The organism is Ensifer sp. ENS09, from assembly GCF_014852425.1.
GTDB lineage: Bacteria > Pseudomonadota > Alphaproteobacteria > Rhizobiales > Rhizobiaceae > Ensifer.
In genome coordinates this window covers 63,486-82,657 of record NZ_JACVBP010000009.1, presented here as the reverse complement: position 1 = coordinate 82,657, position 19,172 = coordinate 63,486, and the positions used below count along the sequence as shown (strand labels likewise).

17 protein-coding genes are annotated in these 19,172 nt (G+C 62.1%); 13 read left to right on the top strand and 4 right to left on the bottom strand.

All coding sequences use genetic code 11. The annotated features are described in order from the left end of the window. The first annotated feature begins 150 nt into the window (after positions 1-150). The gene (locus IB267_RS31855; RefSeq protein WP_192451393.1) at positions 151-1,341 is read left to right on the top strand and encodes a calcium-binding protein; all 1,191 of its coding nucleotides are present in this window, start codon (positions 151-153) and stop codon (positions 1,339-1,341) included. Positions 1,342-1,431: 90 nt separating this feature from the next. On the opposite strand, the gene IB267_RS31850 is transcribed toward IB267_RS31855, so the two are convergent. The 3 genes from IB267_RS31850 to IB267_RS31840 all read right to left on the bottom strand — a co-directional run bounded on the left by IB267_RS31850 (position 1,432) and on the right by IB267_RS31840 (position 4,099). Then, the gene (locus tag IB267_RS31850) at positions 1,432-2,130 is read right to left on the bottom strand and encodes an HAD family hydrolase (RefSeq protein WP_192451392.1); all 699 of its coding nucleotides are present in this window, start codon (positions 2,128-2,130) and stop codon (positions 1,432-1,434) included. A 4-nt stretch (positions 2,131-2,134) separates the two neighbouring features. Continuing rightward, positions 2,135-3,106, bottom strand: coding sequence for an ATP-grasp domain-containing protein (locus IB267_RS31845; RefSeq protein WP_192451391.1), 972 nt, complete (start codon positions 3,104-3,106; stop codon positions 2,135-2,137). 87 nt (positions 3,107-3,193) lie between these two features. Further along, positions 3,194-4,099: a methionyl-tRNA formyltransferase gene (locus IB267_RS31840; RefSeq protein ID WP_192451390.1), complete on the bottom strand. Its 906-nt coding sequence runs from the start codon at positions 4,097-4,099 to the stop codon at positions 3,194-3,196. Positions 4,100-4,527: 428 nt separating this feature from the next. Between IB267_RS31840 and IB267_RS31835 the strand changes: the two genes are divergently transcribed. The 3 genes from IB267_RS31835 to IB267_RS31825 all read left to right on the top strand — a co-directional run bounded on the left by IB267_RS31835 (position 4,528) and on the right by IB267_RS31825 (position 7,578). Further along, positions 4,528-5,613, top strand: a complete 1,086-nt coding sequence (locus IB267_RS31835; protein WP_192451389.1) for a glycosyltransferase — start codon at positions 4,528-4,530, stop codon at positions 5,611-5,613. Between the two features lie 129 nt (positions 5,614-5,742). Then, positions 5,743-6,402 carry a response regulator transcription factor gene (locus tag IB267_RS31830; RefSeq protein ID WP_192451388.1) on the top strand — a complete coding sequence of 220 codons (660 nt, stop codon included), beginning with the start codon at positions 5,743-5,745 and terminating at the stop codon, positions 6,400-6,402. A gap of 72 nt (positions 6,403-6,474) precedes the next feature. Then, positions 6,475-7,578: a glycosyltransferase family 4 protein gene (locus IB267_RS31825; RefSeq protein WP_371742685.1), complete on the top strand. Its 1,104-nt coding sequence runs from the start codon at positions 6,475-6,477 to the stop codon at positions 7,576-7,578. Between the two features lie 39 nt (positions 7,579-7,617). On the opposite strand, the gene IB267_RS31820 is transcribed toward IB267_RS31825, so the two are convergent. Further along, the gene (locus tag IB267_RS31820) at positions 7,618-9,255 is read right to left on the bottom strand and encodes a glycosyltransferase family 39 protein (protein ID WP_210336069.1); all 1,638 of its coding nucleotides are present in this window, start codon (positions 9,253-9,255) and stop codon (positions 7,618-7,620) included. Positions 9,256-9,658: 403 nt separating this feature from the next. On the opposite strand from IB267_RS31820, the gene rfbF reads away from it, so the two are divergent. From rfbF to cysQ, 9 genes are all read left to right on the top strand, one after another. Beyond that, the gene (gene rfbF, locus IB267_RS31815; protein ID WP_192451385.1) at positions 9,659-10,483 is read left to right on the top strand and encodes a glucose-1-phosphate cytidylyltransferase; all 825 of its coding nucleotides are present in this window, start codon (positions 9,659-9,661) and stop codon (positions 10,481-10,483) included. Positions 10,484-10,486: 3 nt separating this feature from the next. Further along, entirely contained in the window at positions 10,487-11,644 is a 1,158-nt protein-coding gene (gene rfbG / locus IB267_RS31810) for a CDP-glucose 4,6-dehydratase (RefSeq protein WP_192451384.1), read from the top strand. After that, positions 11,634-12,872: a DegT/DnrJ/EryC1/StrS aminotransferase family protein gene (locus IB267_RS31805; protein ID WP_192451383.1), complete on the top strand. Its 1,239-nt coding sequence runs from the start codon at positions 11,634-11,636 to the stop codon at positions 12,870-12,872. Before rfbG ends, IB267_RS31805 begins: the two co-directional genes overlap by 11 nt. A 90-nt stretch (positions 12,873-12,962) precedes the next feature. Then, a complete protein-coding gene (locus IB267_RS31800) occupies positions 12,963-13,940 on the top strand; it encodes an NAD(P)-dependent oxidoreductase (RefSeq protein ID WP_192451382.1) in 978 nt (325 codons plus the stop codon). A 16-nt stretch (positions 13,941-13,956) separates the two neighbouring features. Beyond that, a complete protein-coding gene (locus IB267_RS31795; RefSeq protein WP_192451381.1) occupies positions 13,957-14,970 on the top strand; it encodes a glycosyltransferase family 2 protein in 1,014 nt (337 codons plus the stop codon). Then, positions 14,942-15,379, top strand: a complete 438-nt coding sequence (locus IB267_RS31790) for a GtrA family protein (RefSeq protein WP_192451380.1) — start codon at positions 14,942-14,944, stop codon at positions 15,377-15,379. The genes IB267_RS31795 and IB267_RS31790 overlap by 29 nt, the downstream gene beginning before the upstream one ends. Before the next feature lie 117 nt (positions 15,380-15,496). Continuing rightward, a complete protein-coding gene (gene cysD, locus IB267_RS31785) occupies positions 15,497-16,396 on the top strand; it encodes a sulfate adenylyltransferase subunit CysD (protein WP_192451379.1) in 900 nt (299 codons plus the stop codon). Continuing rightward, complete coding sequence (gene cysN / locus IB267_RS31780; RefSeq protein ID WP_192451378.1) at positions 16,396-18,285, top strand: sulfate adenylyltransferase subunit CysN; 1,890 nt, start codon at positions 16,396-16,398, stop codon at positions 18,283-18,285. The genes cysD and cysN overlap by 1 nt, the downstream gene beginning before the upstream one ends. Before the next feature lie 55 nt (positions 18,286-18,340). Beyond that, positions 18,341-19,150: a 3'(2'),5'-bisphosphate nucleotidase CysQ gene (gene cysQ, locus IB267_RS31775; RefSeq protein ID WP_192451458.1), complete on the top strand. Its 810-nt coding sequence runs from the start codon at positions 18,341-18,343 to the stop codon at positions 19,148-19,150. Positions 19,151-19,172 lie beyond the last annotated feature (22 nt).

Here is a 19,172-nt window from a genome sequence, read left to right as displayed (position 1 = left end):
TGTAGCGGTTGCTTATAGATGCTATTTTAAGCCCCCACCATTCAACGCGACAGATCACAGTTTTCACACGCTCCGGTCGCTTGCTGTCTTTGCGCGGCGGTCGGTAAAAGCAACGGCGCGTATTCTGCCCCACTAATAAAGGATGGAAACATGATCGTTAAGGGAAGACCCGTAGCTGACACGCTTTATGGCACGAACGTAGCTGACACAATTTATGGATATGGCGGCGACGACAGCCTTTGGGGCTATGCCGGAGACGACTATCTCGACGGTGGCGACGGCAACGACCGCATGTACGGTGGCGACGGCAACGACTTCTTCAAGGCCGGTCCAGGCGACGATTATGCTGAAGGCGGCGTCGGCAACGACTCCTTCGATGGCGGCCTTGGCAACGACCACTTCGTCGGTGGCCTGGGCAACGACATCTTCGACGGAGAAGACGGCGACGACATCCTCGACGGCGGCGATGGCCACGACACCATGCTCGGCGGCGCTGGCAACGATACCTTTTACGGCGGCGCCGGCGAAGAATACATCGACGGTGGTGCCGGCAATGACATCATCTATGCCGGCGACGGCAATGACGGCTTCGTCAACCGCATCAACCCGGCGACCGGCAAATTGACGACGCAGGCCGTCGGCGGCGGCGCCGGCGACGACTACATCTACGGCGAAGGCGGCAACGACGCGCTCAAGGGCCAGTCCGGCAATGACCACGTCTATGGCGGCATCGGCGATGACCGGGTCGACGGCGGCGACGGCGACAACTATCTCGACGGCGGCGACGGCAACGACATTCTCGATTCCGAGAGCGGTCGTGACGAGGCCCATGGCGGTGCCGGCGTCGACAGGATCAGCGTCGGCGCAGGCGACGACCTCGTCTATGGTGATGGCGGCAACGACAGCATCAGCGGCGAAGACGGCAACGACACGCTGAATGGCGGCGATGGCGATGATCTGTTCTATGGCGGCAACGGCAACGACACAATCCGCGGCGATGCCGGCAGGGATACCCTGATCGGCGACACCGGCTCAGACTTCCTCTGGGGCGGCGCCGACGCCGACCGCTTCGTGCTCAAGGGCGCCGGCGCGCTCGTCGGTCAGGATACCATCATGGACTACCAGGATGGTCTCGATCGCATCGTTCTCGAAAAGCTCGGCATCACCCGCTACGCCAACACCGGTGGCCCCGGCACGGTCTATGCCTATGACGACCCGAGTGGCGACGTGATCCTCAAGGCGCAGGATTCGGCTGGTCACGCCTTCCAGATCGTCGTCGACGATCCGAACGGTACTCTGTCTGCGGCCAACTTCAGCGCCGCGGACTTTACCTTCGCATAAAACACCGGCGGCCGCGGGTTTGAATACGCGCTCCGTGGCCGCCACTACCACCCGTTCCTGCCCGTGTTAGCAGTCCAGTTGGCGAAAAGCTCAGCGCGAGACCGCTTCGCCCGCGGCGAGCGATCGCAAGGCGTCGTCCAGTTCATCGAGATCGCTGATCCGCCTGTCGGCCTGGTGCGCCTCGTCCGGTGCCGCCGTGCGGTGGACCCGCGCTTCGCGCGCCACCATCACAGTTTGCCATCCGCGCCGGCGCGGCGTGACGAAATCCTTGAGCGGATTGTCGGCGATGTAGACGAGATTGTCCGGCATGACGTCGGCCCAGGCCTCGATTGCCTCATAGGCCCGCGCGTGCGGCTTCCAGAATTCTCTCCCCCAAAGGTCAGTGAAGATCACCCGGTCGACCAGGGCTTCGAGCCCCAGCGCTTTGACCTTGGCCTGTTGCGTGGCCGCAGGCCCGTCGGTGATGATCGCCCTTTGGCCGACGCGCGCACGCTCCAGATAGCGACGAGCATCGGCGGCCAGAGTGATTTCGGGCTGGTGTCCCCGATAGACCGCAACCAACTGGCTTACCAGCGCCTCGTCGGCGGCGATGCCTATCGCCGCCAGGGCCGTGTCGAAAACGCGCCCGCTGTGCCCGCGCGCGGCAACTGCCTCGCAATGCCCGGCAAAGCCTTCCGCGCCCAGATGGTTCGCCAACCAGGCATCGACGGCCCTGAAGCCGCTTAAGGCAAAATCCCGCTCCAGATAAAGCGTATCGTCGAGATCAAAGACAAGCACCTGCTCGCCCATCCGCCTATCCCCTGAAGACCGCTGCATCGTATCGCAGCATCAGCACGCCTTCGCGCCAATCGTCGTGCGCCGTTCTCGGCAAGCCCGCCACTTCCTCCAGCAGCCATTGGGCAAAGGTCGCGCCGGCATGGTCCACGAGCGGATAGCCACCGCCGAAACGGGCATTGATTTCGATTACCCGCGGGCCGGTGAGCCGATCGTCCATGACCTGGAAACAGAACGCGCCGCGCAAGTCCGGCAACGCCCGCAAAATGCCCTCGGCCATCGCCCGATGCACCGGATGACGCTCGGTGACGCCCTTTTCGACTTCGCCTGCCCTTATGCGCAAGCGCCGATGCGAAATGACCGACTGCAAGGTGCCGCCGTCATCGACGAACGCATTGACCGTATGCTCCGGGCCGTCGAGATATTGCTGCAGGATCATCGGCTCTGCGGTCGTTTCCGGCAGATCGGCCATTGAGCGCACCATGCTGATCGAGCGGCTTGCGCTCCCGGCATTGGGCTTGAGGAACAGCGGCCAGTTCCAACGGGAAAGCTCGCCGCGAACCTCCTCCAGCATACCGGTTCGCGGAACCGACACTCCGGCCGCGTCGAGCACGCGCATGGTTTCGAGTTTGTCGCGCACGATGTCGATGACAGGCGGAGTGCTCACATGCACGCGGCAATCGAAACGGGCGAAATCCCTAGCCGCGGCCGCAAGCGGCACCAGTTCGGGATCGATCGTAGGCACGAGCAGGCGCACATCATGCGCCCGCGCGATCTCCGCCAGGCGGCCGGTGAACTCCGGGTGATTATAGGCAGGGACCGCGAAGGCCCGGTCAGCGACGGCGCAGGCGGCGCTCATGTTAGGATCAAGGTCGCAGGCCAGCATCTGGATATCGATGTCCAGCGCGCGTGCTGCCCGACGAAAGCACTCGATCAGGCCAACACGTCTTCCTGCGGAAGAGACAAGGATCTTGAACGACCGGTACGCCATACACGCCTTCTCCTTGACTGTTAGGACGGGGGGCAAAGCAATCGCCGTGGTCCCGCCTGACTGAGCCCGATGCCAATGCCCGCGCGATCACGCTCCCAACTTGCTGTGCACCGGCGGGCGCCGGCCGTCGGCCGTGCGCCACGCGGTTACCTCGATGCACTGCCGGTCTCCGCACATGACTGTGAAACCATCCGCCGTATGGGTCTGTACTTGCGCGGCAAGGCCGATGTAGCGAAAGGAGTCCGCGAAGGCCCGCGCCGCATCGAAATGGACGACCTTTTCGTCCTGACGCGAAAAGGCACCAGGATAGGGATCGCCGACCGCCCTGATCAGGCGCAGCACCTCCGCCGCCGGCCGCTGCCAGTCGATCAGGCCATCCTCGGCGACACGTTTTGCGCAATAGTTCGCCAGGCTGTGATCCTGCTCGACCCGCGGCGCCCTGCCCGCTGCCGCCAATTCAACAGCCTCCGGCACCATCTCCGCGAGATTGCGCACATGCTTGCCGTAGAGACTGCGCGCCGTCTCGTCCGGCGCGACGGAAAACAGACGCTGCAGGATGATGGGGCCGGAATCCGTGCCCTCGTCGATCCAGAAGAGCGACGAACCCGTCGTCTTTTCGTCAAGCAGGATGGTCCAGGGGATAACACCCCTGCCTCGCAGGAGCGGCAGCGCCGACGGGTGAAAACCGATCACGCCCAGCCGCGGGATGGCACGGAAGGCCTGGCGGCAGATCTGCGACCAGCCGAGGACCAGGACGAGGTCCGGGTCGCTGGCGCGAATGGCTACAAGCGTGTCTTCGCCGTTCACATTGGTCGTGTGGCAGACCGCGCTGCCTGCCGCGCGCGCCGGTGTCGTCAAGTCCGCGAAATCGGAATGGCGGTCTGCAGCCTCCGGCGGCAGCGTAACCACAAGGGAGGGCAACATCCCCTTCGCCAACAGGGCATCGAGTGCGATCCGGGATCCTTCGACGGCACCAACCAGAGCAAAACGCATTTTGGTTCTCAAATGCACAATGTGTCAGAGCGCAATATACAACTCGGATCACAACCAAGGGAAGAAATAACCCATCCGGGCGATATAAATGTATTTCAAGTATGATATGACGGGATGCTATTTCAGAGCCGGGCTATACTGCAAGAGAATAATTGCATGACAGTGTCTGGCGTTGTATCTTGAATCCACTGCTTTTCTAGGGTGCGCCCTGGAAGGCCAATTTAGAGTACGAACCTATTTCAGAAATGATCGCGTCCGATGTGCCCTCCAAATTCGAGGCAATAGGAAGTTGATGTCCTGGCGTGCATGGCGCGCCCAGGAATTTAATGCTCGTGACCAGCGCCGGGATACACGCCAGTGTGCCCTGTCGTCAGGCTCAGGGAATGCGGAGGAATGCCCTAACGGCGGCGCAACTTCGGATCCACGGTATGATTTTGCATTTGATCACCAATTTCAGCGCAAGCGCCGGAGCTGAGACGATGCTCGCGCGCCTGCTCAAGGCGTCATCTGACGAACGCGTCATGGTCGTATCGCTACTCGATGTCTCGGCGCGAAACCGTGACCTCGCGGACAATCCGCGCGTCCAGTATGTGGCGCTTGGCGCGCACTCGCTCCCGGCCATTCTGCAGGGCACGATGCGGCTTGCCAACATCATCCGCCAGGAAAAGCCAAGCGTCATGCTCTGCTGGATGTACCACGCCATGGTGGTCGGCACGGTCGCTGCCAAACTTGCGCGCCGCGCCACCCCGGTCATCTGGAATGTTCGCCAGTCGCTCGATGACGTCGCCTCGCTGTCGCGAAGCTCGCACGTGGCGATCGCCGCTGCCCGGGTGCTCTCCGGTTCGGCCTCCGGCATCATCTACAATTCGTCGCGCGCCCGCGAAATGCACCGTGCCTACGGCTACCGTAACCTGAATTCGGTTGTCATCCCGAACGGCTTCGAAATCCCGGCGGTGGCGGCCGGCCATGAGGCGCCGGCGCGGCGGATCGGCATCGTCGCACGCTTCCACCCGCAGAAGGACCACGCCACCTTCTTTCGCGCCGCCGCTTCGGTGTTGCGCACCCATCCCGACACGCGCTTTCTCGCCGCAGGCCGGGGGCTGGCCTGGGACAATCCCGAAGTCGTGCGGCTGATTGCCGATGCCGGGTTGCCAAGCGAGGCCATCGACCTCAGAGGCGAAGTCGCGGACATGGAGGATTTCTACCGCAGCATCGACATTCTCGCTTTGTCCTCCAGAACCGAGGGCTTTCCGAACGTCGTTGCCGAGGCGATGAGCTACGCGAAAATGGTGGTGGCAACGGACGTCGGAGACGCGGCAGAGGTTGCCGGCAATGCCGGGATCGTCGTGCCTGCGCGCAATCCCGAGGCCTTTGCCGACGCCATGCGCAAGGTGCTCGACCTTTCGCCGGAGGAATATGCCCGCTACGCGCATCTCGCCCGCGATCGCATCGAAAGCGAATACACGCTGCACAACATCGAACGGCGTTACTCCAATTTCCTGAGGAACTTCTAGCAGCCACCGCACGGCTCAAGCTGTGGAAAGAGAATTCGGAGAGGGGGACCGACACATGAACGACAACGACAAGGGGGCTCGACCTACGCGAATGCCGGCGGACTTCGCGCCGACAGTCAGGCTGGCATCATGACGACGCCGATACGCACAGTCATCATCGACGACCATCCGCTCGTCATCGTCGGCGCCCGCGCGACGATCGAGACGACCAGCGATATCGTCTGCGTCGGCTCGGCGGGAACAGGTGCGGACGCACTGGCGCTGATCAAGGAAACCGGGCCGGATGTTTCGGTCATCGATATCGCCCTTCCCGACATGAGCGGCCTTACGCTCGCCGAACAAATCCTCAAGCAGCAGCTTTCGGCCTATGTTGTGGTGATGACCATTTACCCGGAACGCTCTTACGCACAGCAGGCGCTTCAGATCGGCGTCAAGGGCTTCATCCAGAAATGCTCCGCGCCCGAGCACCTGCTGCTTGCCGTTCGCTCCGTCACGCATGGCGGGCTCTATCTCGATCCGCCAACCGCCCAGGAACTCACCCGCACGGCACCAAATCCCGGCTCGCGCGCGATGAAGACGGCCGGAGTGCCGGGGCTGACCCGTCGCGAGCAGGACGTTCTGCGCCTCGTCGCCCTTGGGTACTCCAACAAGGAAATCGGCGCGCGCGCCAACGTGAGCGTCAAATCGATCGAAACCTACAAGGCCCGTGCGACGGAGAAGCTGCAGCTCCACACGCGGGCACAGATTGTCCATTTCGCCTTGACCCACGGCTGGATGAGCGCCGTCTAGGCCGTGGTCGGGTCGGGCGCAGGCGGGATTGTCCGCCTGTCCCAATCGAGACAGGAGCCGCCATTGCGAATTGTGTTCGTGCTTTCGGGGCTTGGTGCCGGCGGCGCAGAAAAGGTCGTCAACATCCTCGCGCGCCATCGCTCGGCCCGCGGTGACGAGGTGCACGTGCTCGCCCTCAATGCGGAAACCCCTGAGACCTATTTCGCCTACGACCGGTCCGTCCGCGTCGAAGCGCTCGGCGGCGGCTCGACGTTGCCTGTGTTCAGGACGGCCGAGCGTATCGCCCGATTGCGCGCGCGCCTGCGTGCCCTGTCGCCCGACCTCGTCATCTCCTTTCTGACGAAGGTCAACATCATGGTCGTGCTTGCCAGCCGCGGCCTCGGCCTCCGGCTCGTGCTTTCCGAACGAAACAACTTCAACACGCAAGATATGAACGGGCTGTGGCGATTGGCGCGGCCGCAGGCGGCCCGCCTGGCTGAGCGGCTGGTGATGCAGACGACGGAAGCGGCCAATTCGCTGCCGCCGGTCCTCAAAGCCAAGGCCGTGATCATCCCCAACCCGATCACGCTTCAGCATGTGCGTGACAGACAGTCAGGCTCCAGCACCCGGGTGCTGGCCGTCGGCCGCCTGGACAGGCAGAAGGGCTTCGACCTGCTGATAGACGCCTTTGCCGATATCGCGGGGCGCGCGCCGAACATGACGCTGACCATCTTCGGCGAGGGCCCGGAACGGCCGGCGCTCGAGGAACAGGTCCGACGCCTCGGCCTTTCGAACCGCGTTCGGCTGCCCGGCACGACGAAATCACCGGTCGAATGGATCAATGCCGGTGATATCTTCGTCCTCAGTTCGCGCTTCGAAGGGTTCCCGAACGTGCTGCTTGAGGCGATGTCAGCCGGCCTTGCCAGCATCGCCTTTGATTGCCCCTGGGGGCCGTCGGAAATCATCGACACGCCGGCCGTTGGCATGCTCGTCCCTAAGGAGGACACGCACCGGCTGGCAGACGCCATAGCCCGCCTGGCGGCCGACGCAACGCTCCGGCAGCAGATCGGTGCCATGGGCGCGCGCGCGGTTGCCGCGCGCTACGCCATCCAGGCGGTCCTTCAGCTATGGGATGATGTCATCGCGGCGCCTGAAGAGGCCCAGGCGCTTTACCCGGCAGCGCGCGTATCGACCTGACGCGGCGCCGCCTTAGGAAGGCGACGCCGCATCGCCCGATCACGATCCGGGCGGCGTCGCTGGCTTCAGATAGAGGGTCGGGATCCCATATCTGTCCTTGAAGCCGAGTGAGGCGGACTGCACGTAGCCGTGGCTTTCCGCAAAGGCACGCATCGGCTTTTCCAGTTCGTCTTCAAAGCCCAGCAGAAACGCCGCCGGCGGGTCTTTCTCGAACAGCGCTTCGATTGTCGATGGCGATGTCATTTTGTAGTACTTCGCCAGGTCGGGGCTCGTCATGTCGGCGGTGCGGTAGGCAAACGGCCCTGTCGCCAGCTCGGCATAGACATCGAGGCCGCCTTCCAGCGGATAGATGGGCGCGAGCGTCGCAACCTTGCCGGTGACGCCGGCAGCCTGCATCCTCTCGGCAATCGTCACACCTCCCTCATGCACGCGCATCGTCGTCCACTGCTGCGGATGGGTCGCCTTGCCGAGGTATTGGCCAAGGCGCGGCGCGTTGACCGCAAGGACGACAAGCACGGCCGACAGCAGGATCGGCCGCACCATGGGCAGCGCGCGCGGCCCAAGTGCCTCGAGCAAAAGCCCGAACGCCAAAGGAAGGCAGACGAGCGGCGGCGCAAAATACTGCGGGAACCCGGGCGTCGGAACGAAGCTCAGCACGAAGCTGCAGAAGAGCACGCCGGCAAGGACCAGCACCTCCCCCATGCGCAGCCTTGGTTCGGCTGCTGCATTGTCCGTGCGCCGGGCAAAGGCGATGAACGCGATGGCGATGAGTGCGGCAAGCGCAACGGCCACGGCTGGCGCAAGCCATATGTCCTGCGCCATGACCAGTTTTTGGGCGAGCGACATCGCCCCGCCCTCCCCGTCGCCGCTCATCAGCCGCCAGTATTGCGGATGCGGACCGGTATGGTAGCGCACCACGTGCGCCAGAAAGAGTTGGGGATCCCTGACGAGGTAGAAAAGGATTGGCGCCCCGCCGACAAGTCCACCGATGAGCAGCGGCGCCGCGACCTTTACGATACGATCCTTCAGCGCTAGCGAGCGCGGCAGAAGGAATGCGGCCACGGCGACGGCCGGGATGAAGGCGATGGCGCTCAACTTGAAGCACACGGCCAAGGCCAACAGAAATCCGGCGAGCGCCACCATCAACGAACGACGCTGTTCATTACGCAGGGCCAGAAGAAAGAGACTGAGGCCGAGAAAGGCGAACGGCCACGGCAAGAAATTGTTGGTGGCGCCAACACCCGTCTGTGTCAGGAACAACTCGTTCACCAGCGACAGGATGCCGACGCAGGCCGTTGCCCAGGCCGAGCGCGTCAACACATACACCACGCCGCCGACAGCAACAGTCAGGAGGATCCAGGCAAGAAAGACACCGAGGCGACCGCTTAGAAGCAGGTCGCTCGACCCCGTCAACTTGCTGATGGCGTAGAAGTACCAGGCGGAGGCGGGCGGATGATTGTAGAAGAAATCGGCGTATAGCGCATGGTCGTTCAAGAGCCTGGCCGGCGGGACGTACAGCTGCTCGTCTCGCCGCATCTCGAAATTCATGATCCGAAGAAGCAAGAAATAAAAAACGAACAGGAAGAACAGGGCTGCGGCAACTTGATAGAAAATCCCGACTGACTTTCCTTCAACGGAGCCCGGTCTTTCCGAAGAAACACTTGCTGGATAGGTCATGTAAAAACTCCGAACAAAAATAGACGAAGTATAAAATACGGGCTGGCAACGGGAACGATGCGGTCGCACACGACTTCAAATGGATCACACAGGATCGTAATGCGCAGTGGCGCACGGCCTAGCGGGACAACCCCGACAAGCGTGCAGGGATAAACCTGACACGTAAAAAGGCTTGCAGCCCAGCAGAATATAAGGTATTTCTTGTATATTAGTTACTTAACATAACGGAAACCCTGGGATTTATCCAGACATATTCCGTAGCACGCAGGTAACCGCCTGCCTTTATTGACGTGCATTTTTATCAGTTATTGAAAACGCTCAAATCGCGCATTGGATCGCGATTGCTCATGAATAAAACCTGAGACGTCAACACTATCCCAAACATATCTTCTTGGAGACCGCTATGAAAGTCGTTCTCTTTGCGGGAGGGCTTGGCTCGCGCCTGGCCGAGGAAACCACGCGTATTCCTAAGCCGATGGTTGAGATTGGTGGCAAACCCATCATTCTTCACGTCATGGATATTTACAGCCACTGGGGGCACCGCGACTTCGTCGTTGCCGGCGGCTATAAATGCATGTCGATCAAGAGCTTCTTCCATAACTTCCATCTGTCGACCGCGGACTTTACCGTCGCGCTCGGAAGCGGCTCGATGGTGCTGCACCCCAATCATCCGCTCGACTGGAATGTCTCTGTCGTGGACACCGGCCTGTCGACGATGACCGGCGGTCGGCTCCTGCGCCTGCGCGAATGGCTCGACAACGAGCCCTTCATGGTGACCTATTCGGACGGCGTCGGAAACATCGACATCGAGGCGCTGCTGGCGTTTCACCGCTCGCACGGGCGCCTTGCGACGGTTACCGCCGTTCAGCCTCCGGCCCGCTTCGGCAACCTCGAGATCGAAGGCGACCAGGTCGTCGAGTTCACCGAGAAGGTACAGAAGAAGGAAACATGGATCAACGGCGGCTTCTTCGTCTTTGAACCCGGCGTGCTCGACTACATCCCGAGCCTTTCCGAACCGCTGGAAATGTCGCCGCTGACCAATCTCGCCAGGGACGGCCAACTGTTTGCCTACAAGCATCACGGCTTCTGGCATCCGATGGATACGATCCGCGATCGCGATTACCTGAACGGGCTGTGCGAAAGCGAAGATCCGCCGTGGCTGCACTTCGAACGCGATCACATGGCCGCCGCGACAACCGCACCCTCCACCCATCACGTACGGATGTAGGACATGGCTTTGATCACCAGCGAGATCGACCTTGCCGACGCGTTCCGTGGTCGAAAGATCCTGATCACGGGACACACCGGTTTCAAGGGAGGCTGGCTTTCGCTCTGGTTAAGACGACTGGGTGCATCGGTGGTCGGCCTCTCGCTGCCACCGTCAACACCGTCCTTCTATCTGGCGACCGGCCTTGCCGACGTCATCGACGGCCATGAGGGCGACATCCGGTCTGCCGCCGACGTGGCGCGGGCAATCGACGGACAGGATTTCGATCTCGTCATTCACATGGCCGCGCAGGCCGTGGTGCGGGCCTCCTTCGAGAGCCCAGTTGACACCTATGCGACCAATGTCGTCGGCACCGCCATCGTGCTCGATGCGGCAAGGCGCATGAAGTCCCTGAAGGGCGTGATCGTCGTCACCAGCGACAAGTGCTACGAGAACCGCGAATGGGTCTGGGGCTATCGGGAAAACGACCCGATGGGCGGGCGCGATCCCTACAGTTCGTCGAAAGGCTGCGCCGAACTCGTCGCAGCCGCCTATCGATCCTCGTTCTTCAATGACCCCAACGGGCCGCAACTTGTCAGCGTGCGCGCCGGCAACGTCATCGGCGGCGGCGACTGGGGCGTTGACAGGCTCGTGCCCGATCTGGTCCGCTCGGTGGAAGGCGGCAGCCCTGCGCGGCTGCGCAATCCGGCGAGCATCCGGCCATGGCAGCACGTCTTCGAGCCGCTTCGCGGTTACATGATGCTGGCGGCGCACCTGCTTCACGGCAGAACGCGCTTTGCCGGCGGCTGGAATTTCGGCCCCGACCAGGAAGCGACCGTCAATGTCGGAACGCTTGCCGACATGGTCGTCGGCCAATGGGGCGACGCGCCACCGAAATACATCGTCGAACCGCAAGTAAACGCGCCGGTGGAGTCGACCATCCTACGCCTCGACAGCACCAAGGCCCGCACAGAACTCGGCTGGAAGCCGGTGCTGCGCCTGCGCGACACCGTGGCCATGACTGTCGCCTGGTACCGCAAGTACCGGGAGGATCCGAGAACCATCCGGTCGTTCTCGGAGCATCAGATCGAGCAATACGCCGCCGCCTGGAAACAGGAAGTCGAACACGAAGCAAGACCATTGCCATTGCGCGACATCGGAGATTGGAAAGATGCGAGTTAATTACGGACAGTCCGTTTACGGTCAGGAAGAGATCGACGCCGTCGTGGCAGTCCTGCGCTCATCGACACAGATGGGCGCGGCCGTCAGGTCGATGCAGGAACGTGTCGCGACGCTCTTTGCGAAACGGCATGGCATCATGGTGAACTCTGGTTCGTCCGCGAACCATCTCGCCATCGAAATCGCCGACCTCCCGAAGGGATCCGAGGTCATCACGCCCGCATTGACCTTTGCGACGACAGTCGCCCCGATCGTGCGCGCCGGTCTTATCCCGGCATTCGTCGACGTCGTCGAAGGCACCTACAATATCGACGTCGATGCGATCGAGCGGATGATTACCAGGAAGACGAAGGCGGTGATGATCCCTTCGCTGATCGGGAATTTGCCTGACTGGGATCGCATTCGCGCCATCGCCGACGCCCACAAACTGCTGGTGATCGAAGACAGCGCCGACACGCTGGGCGCGACGATCAGGGACACCAGCACCGGCGCGCGCTCCGATATCAGCACGACCAGCTTCTATGGCTCACACGTCATCACCGCGGCGGGCAACGGCGGCATGGTCTGCGTCAACGACGACGAACTGGCGCGCAAGGCGATGCTCTATCGCTCCTGGGGCCGCACATCCTCGCTCTTTGTCGAATCAGAGACCATCGAGAACCGGTTCAACATCGATCTCGACGGTTTCGACTACGACGCCAAGTTCGTGTTCGAGGTGCTGGGCTTCAACATCGAACCGTCCGAAATGGGCGCGGCGTTCGGGCTCGTCCAACTCGACCGGCTGCAGCAGAACATCGACGCACGCGAGCGCAACTTCGCCAAGCAGCGCGCCTTCTTCGAGACCTACGAGGACTGGTTCGTCTTGCCGGAGCAATTGCCGCTTTCGCGAACCGGATGGCTCGCCTACCCGATGACCGTGCGCGCCGATGCGCCGTTCACCCGGCGAGAGATGCAGATCTTCCTGGAACAGCGCGACATCCAGACCCGCCCGGTATTTACCGGAAACATCCTGCGCCAGCCGGCGATGAGTGGCGTTCACAGCAAGGTCGAACCGCGCGGCTATCCGGTCGCCGACGACGTGATGCGCGGCGGCATCCTGCTTGCCTGCCACCACGGCCTGACACAGGCGCACCTGGACCATATCCACCAGTCCTTCCGTGATTTCGCCCAGCGGTATGCAAGTTCCGGCGCCACGAAGCGCCGGGATCATCAGCCGGCCTCGTTCTTCTGAGCGAACACGAAACGCGCCTTTCCGGCCAAGGGGAGGCGCGTCAGACGGATCTTCGGTCCTCGGCGGTCACGCGTAGATGAGAAGAGGCGCATGTCGAGAATATTGATCACCGGTGCCGCTGGCTTCATTGGTTCGCATCTGACGCGAACCTGCCTCGACGCGCGCCATGAAGTACATGTGGTGGTGCGGCCCGGTTCCGAAGACAGCCGGCTCGAGGCCATCGACGGTGCGTTCATCCGGCACAATTTCGACCTTCAGTCCGACGATGCCATGCGCCGTTGCCTGCAGGACGTCGAACCGGAAATCGTCTTCCATCTCGCCGCCCGCACGCGCCGGCGCGAAGAGGCGGAACTCAACGACGCCAAGGCCGGCATCCGCGAACATCTCAACGCATTGCTCGGCCTGCTCGGCGCGGCAAGTACGCTGCGCCATCCACCGCGAAAAATCATCCGAACCGGATCGCTTGCCGAATATGGTGCGACATCCGCCCCCTACGAGGAAGACAGCCGCGAAATCCCGGTAAACGCCTATGGGGCCGAACTGACGGCCGCGACCCATTTCATCGGCGGGTTGCAGGCACGCCTGCCCTTCCCGGTGATCACCGCGCGGCTGGCGCTTGTCTTTGGCCCGAGGCAATCGACCGAATTCATGATTCCGTCCTTCATCGAGCGTTGCCTTGCCAGCCAGCGTTGCCTCGTCCGCCATCCCAGCGACCGGCGCGACCTGCTCTATGTCGACGATGTCGTCGAAGCACTGCTGCGGATTGCCGATGCGCCGGTCAGCACCCGGCTCGTCAATGTCGCCACCGGCATCGCCCCGCCGATGCGCGAGGTCGCACGGCTGATCGTCGAACAGACCGGCGCCGACCCCGCCCTCATCGAATACGGTTCGGCCACCTCGACAGGCGGCATCCGCGATTTCCGGGCAGCGCCGGGGCGCGCCAAGGATCTGTTCGGCTGGAGCGCCCGCATACCGTTTGCGGAAGGGCTGGCCCGCACCATCGCATGGCACCGGGCCGTCGTACCGCCGGCCTCGACCGATGGCCATGCTACGCGCAAGACCGTCTGAGGGTGGTGACAACGAGATGATAAAGAGACAGAAAATCTCGATCCTGGTACCGGCCTATAACGAGGAGGCCAATGTCCGGCGCGCCCACGAGGCGATCGTCGACATGTTCCGCAGCCTGCCCGAATACGACCGCGAGATCATCTTCACGGACAACCACTCCACCGACAGAACCTTCGAGATCCTGACGGAGATCGCGAGCGAGGATCCGAGTGTTCGGGTGATCCGCTTCAGCCGCAACATCGGCTACCAGCGCTCGCTGCTCGTGGCCTACAAGGCGGCGACCGGCGATTGCTCGGTGCAGATCGACTGCGATCTGCAGGATCCGCCGCACCTGATACCCGGCATGATCGATCTCTGGCTAAAGGGGCACCAGGTGGTCTACGGCATTCGCCGGACGCTCACCGACGGCTGGCTGACAACCCATATCCGCCGGGCCTTCTACTGGTGCATCAATGCACTCAGCGAGGACGATCTGCCGCTCAACGCCGGCGAATTCAGGCTCGTCGACCGGTGCATCCTCGACGAACTGCGCAAGGTCGACGACACGTCTCCCTATCTGCGTGGACTCATCAGCGCCATGGGGTTTTCGCAGGTCGGATTCGAATACGACCGTCAGGCCCGTGTAGCCGGCGAAAGCAAGTTCCCGTTCAAAGCGATGCTCTCGCTTGCCGTCGATGGCATCCTCAACCATTCGCTGACGCCGCTCAGGCTCGCCTCAATGGCGAGCCTGGTGATGGGCGCCGCCACGCTGCTGCTTCTGTTCGGCTACCTCGTCGGCAAGCTTCTGTTCGGGCAGGACTGGCCCGCCGGCTTTGCCACGACCACAATGCTGCTTTTGCTCTCCATTACCTTGAACGCGATCTTCCTCGGCATCATGGGCGAGTATGTCGGCCGCATCTTCATGCAATCGAAGCATCGCCCGGCCCCGATCATCGAAGCTTCGATCAACAATGACGAACACCGGCGCCCGACGCCGGCGATGCCGGACTGGAGGCGCGGCGATGTCGCTGCCGACAACAAAAGACGCTAGCTCCCGGCAGCGCGCCGGCGAAACGCTTGCCCGGTTTGCGGCCGTGGGCGCCGTGACGACCCTGCTCGACATGGCGTTGTTCAACACGTTCTATTTCGCAGGGGCGCCGCCAACGCCTGCGAACCTCGTTTCCTATTCCTGCGGCATCGCGGTCAGCTACATGCTCAATCGCGCCTGGACCTTCCGCGCCGCCCACAGCCATGTGCAGGCGGTGAAGTTCGTCGCCGCCACCCTGACGGGCCTCTTGATATCGACCGCGATCGTCGCGGGCCTTGCCCTATTGATCCCGGCACCAGTCGCCAAGGTGATCAGCGTCCCGATCGTCTTTGTCTGGAATTATCTGGCGTCTCGACTTTGGGTCTTTCGCGGCTCGGAGGCGCCAAGTACAGCCACTGGAAACAACACCTAAAACAATAAGTGCAGTTCGGTTTTAAGTTTAGTTAATACATAAAACATGGACTGAAACAAAAGATATAAATTTGAGATTTTAGAATTTTTATTTTGCAGTTTTGGAGTATTCACGCCGATGTCCTTAACTCATTTGCAGCGCCTGGAAGCCGAGGCGATCCACATCTTCAGAGAGGTCGCTGCGACCTTCGCGAAGCCGGTCATGCTCTATTCTGTGGGCAAGGACTCCTCCGTCATGCTGCATCTCGCGATGAAGGCATTTTATCCCGGCAAGCCGCCCTTCCCCTTCCTCCATGTCGACACCACCTGGAAATTCCGCGAGATGATCGAGTTTCGCGACCGCACTGCGGCCGAACTCGGCATTGACCTGCTTGTTCATATCAATCGCGACGGCGTCGAGCAGAAGATCAACCCCTTCACCCACGGCTCCAACGTACATACGCATGTGATGAAGACGGTTGCGCTACGCCAGGCGCTCGACAAATACGGCTTCGATGCGGCCTTCGGGGGCGCACGGCGGGACGAGGAAAAGAGCCGGGCAAAGGAGCGCATCTTCTCGTTCCGCAACGCTCAGCACGCCTGGGATCCGAAGAACCAGCGGCCCGAGCTCTGGAAGAGCTACAACACGCGTGTCGGCCCATCCGAATCCATTCGTGTCTTTCCCCTGTCCAACTGGACGGAACTCGACATCTGGCAATACATCCTCAAGGAAAACATCCCGATCGTGCCGCTCTACTTCGCCGCCCGCCGTCCGGTCGTCGAGCGGGACGGCATGCTGATCATGGTGGATGACGAGCGCATGCCGCTCCATGCGGACGAGAAGGTCGAGCAGCGCCTGGTGCGGTTTCGCACGCTCGGCTGCTACCCGCTCACCGCTGCGATCGAATCCAACGCCACGACACTCCAGGACATCGTCCGCGAAATGCTGACCGCCCGCACGTCGGAGAGGCACGGCCGCCTGATCGACGCGGACGAAACCGCATCGATGGAGAAGAAGAAGCGGGAGGGGTACTTCTAATGACCGCCAGCATTCCCGCAACACCGGGCAGCGTGCTCGAATATCTGGCCAAACAGGAGAAGAAATCGCTTCTGCGTTTCATGACCTGCGGTTCGGTCGACGACGGCAAGTCGACGCTGATCGGCCGGCTGCTTTACGACAGCAAGCTGCTCTTCGACGACCAGCTCGCAGCACTCAAGCGCGAGACGAAACGCAACAGCGCAAACCACGGCGACATCGATTTCGCACTCCTGATCGACGGCCTGGAGGCCGAAAGGGAACAGGGCATCACCATCGACGTTGCCTATCGCTTCTTCGCCACCTCGCGCCGCAAGTTCATCGTCGCCGACGCGCCGGGCCACGAGGAATATACCCGCAACATGGTCACGGCAGCGTCCACGGCGGCGCTTGCCGTCGTGCTCGTCGACAGCCGCAAGGGCATTCTTCGGCAGACGCGGCGGCATTCTTTCATCGCGTCCCTGCTCGGGGTGCGCCACGTTGTTCTTGCCGTCAACAAGATCGATCTCGTCGGTTTTGACCGCAGGGTCTTCGACACGATCGTCGCCGACTACAAGGCCTTTGCGGAGAACCTCGGTTTCTCGACGATCACCCCGATCCCGATTTCGGCGCGCTTTGGCGACAACATGACGAGCCGTTCGCCGAACATGCCCTGGTATGGCGGCCCGACATTGCTGGAGCATCTCGAGACGGTGCCGATCGAGGAAGAGGCGGCCGAAGCGGAGTTCCGTTTCCCGGTCCAGCTCGTCCTTCGCCCAAATCTCGACTTCCGCGGCTTTGCCGGCCAGGTGGCATCGGGCAGCATCGCTGTCGGCGATCCGGTCGCGGTGGCAAAATCCGGCCAGCTCTCAAGAGTCAAGGAAATCGTCACCTATGACGGCAAGCTTGCACGCGCAGTCGAGGGCCAGTCGGTCACGCTTGTGCTGGAGGACGAGCTCGATATCTCGCGCGGCAACATGCTCGTGCCGCCGGACGATCGCCCGCATGTCGCCGATCAGTTCATGGCGCATGTTATCTGGCTCCACCCGGATGCGATGCTTCCCGGACGCAGCTACATCCTGCGCACGGAAGTCGACAGCGTCAGCGCGACCATTACCAGCCTCAAGCACCAGATCGACGTCAACACCTTTGCCGAGGAAGCGGCAAAGTCGTTGCGCATGAACGAGATCGGCGTTTGCAACCTCTCCACCCAGGCGCCGATCGTCTTCGACAGCTACAAGGACAACCGGACAACCGGCAACTTCGTGCTGATCGACCGCTTCACCAATGCGACCGTCGGCGCCGGCATGATCGACTTTCCGCTGCGTCGCGCGCTCAACGTTCATTGGCAGGCCCTCGACATCAACAAGAAGGCCCGTTCCGCGCTCAATCATCAGACGCCGCGCGTGCTGTGGTTCACGGGCTTCTCCGGCTCGGGAAAATCGACGATCGCCAACACCGTCGAGAAAATGCTGCACGCCCAGGGCAAGCACACGTTCCTGCTTGACGGCGACAACGTCCGCCACGGCCTCAACCGCGATCTCGGTTTCACCGAAGAAGACCGCGTCGAAAACATCCGGCGGGTGGCCGAGGTTGCGAAACTCATGACGGAGGCGGGCCTGATCGTCCTCGTGTCGTTCATCTCGCCCTTCCGTTCGGAGCGCCGCATGGCCCGCGAATTGTTCGGCCCCGGCGAATTCATCGAGATCTTCGTCGATACCCCGATCGAGGAATGCGCACGCCGCGATCCCAAGGGGCTCTACAAGAAGGCGCTCGCCGGCGAGATCAGCAATTTCACCGGCATCAGTTCGCCCTACGAGCGCCCGGAGACGCCGGAAATCCATCTGCACACCGTGGGCCGCGAAGTCACGGCACTTGCAGGCGAAATCGAGGCCTATCTCGACAATCAATAGGCGCCAGTCCGGCGCGGTGAAGACGACGCCGCCTGCGGCAGTACGGAGAGTGATGATGATCGATACGCTCACGGCAGCAGCGATAGAGGCCGGCAAGGCCATTCTCGACGTTTACGCGCGTGATATCACCGTCGATGAAAAGCCCGACTGTTCGCCGGTCACCGAAGCGGACCGCTGTGCCGAAGAGATCATCCTTGCCATTCTGGCACGGACCTTCCCCGATATCCCGGTGGTGGCCGAGGAAGCCGTCGCGGCAGGCACCGTGCCCGAAATCGAGGGCCAGCGCTTCTTCCTCGTCGACCCGCTCGACGGCACCAAGGAATTCATCAACCGACGAAGCGATTTCACCGTCAACATCGCCTTGATCAGCGACGGCGAGCCGATCGCCGGCGTCGTCTTTGCGCCCGCCCGGCTGGTCGGCTATGTCGCCGAAGGCGGACGGGCGGCGAAGTTTCAGGTGACGGCCGACTTTGCCGTCACCGAGACCACGGAAATACGGTGCCGGGAACGGCCCAAAAATCTGACCGCGGTTGCCAGCCGTTCGCACAGCGATGCCGAAACGGCGGACTTCCTGGAGCGCAACGCTATCCGCGACTGCACCTCGATCGGCTCATCGCTCAAATTCTGCCTGCTCGCCGAGGGGCTCGCCGATGTCTATCCCCGTTTCGGGCGCACCATGGAATGGGATACGGCTGCCGGCGATGCCGTGCTGCGCGCTGCCGGCGGACGCGTCACGACGCTTGACGGGCAACCGTTCCGCTACGGAAAGCGGCGCCAGGCAAATGATTGCGACTTCGCCAATCCAGGCTTCATCGGCTGGGGTCGTGAGTGCGGACCAGAGGTTCGCGAAAAAGAAGCGGACTAAAGAGAAAAAGGCTAGAGTGCCT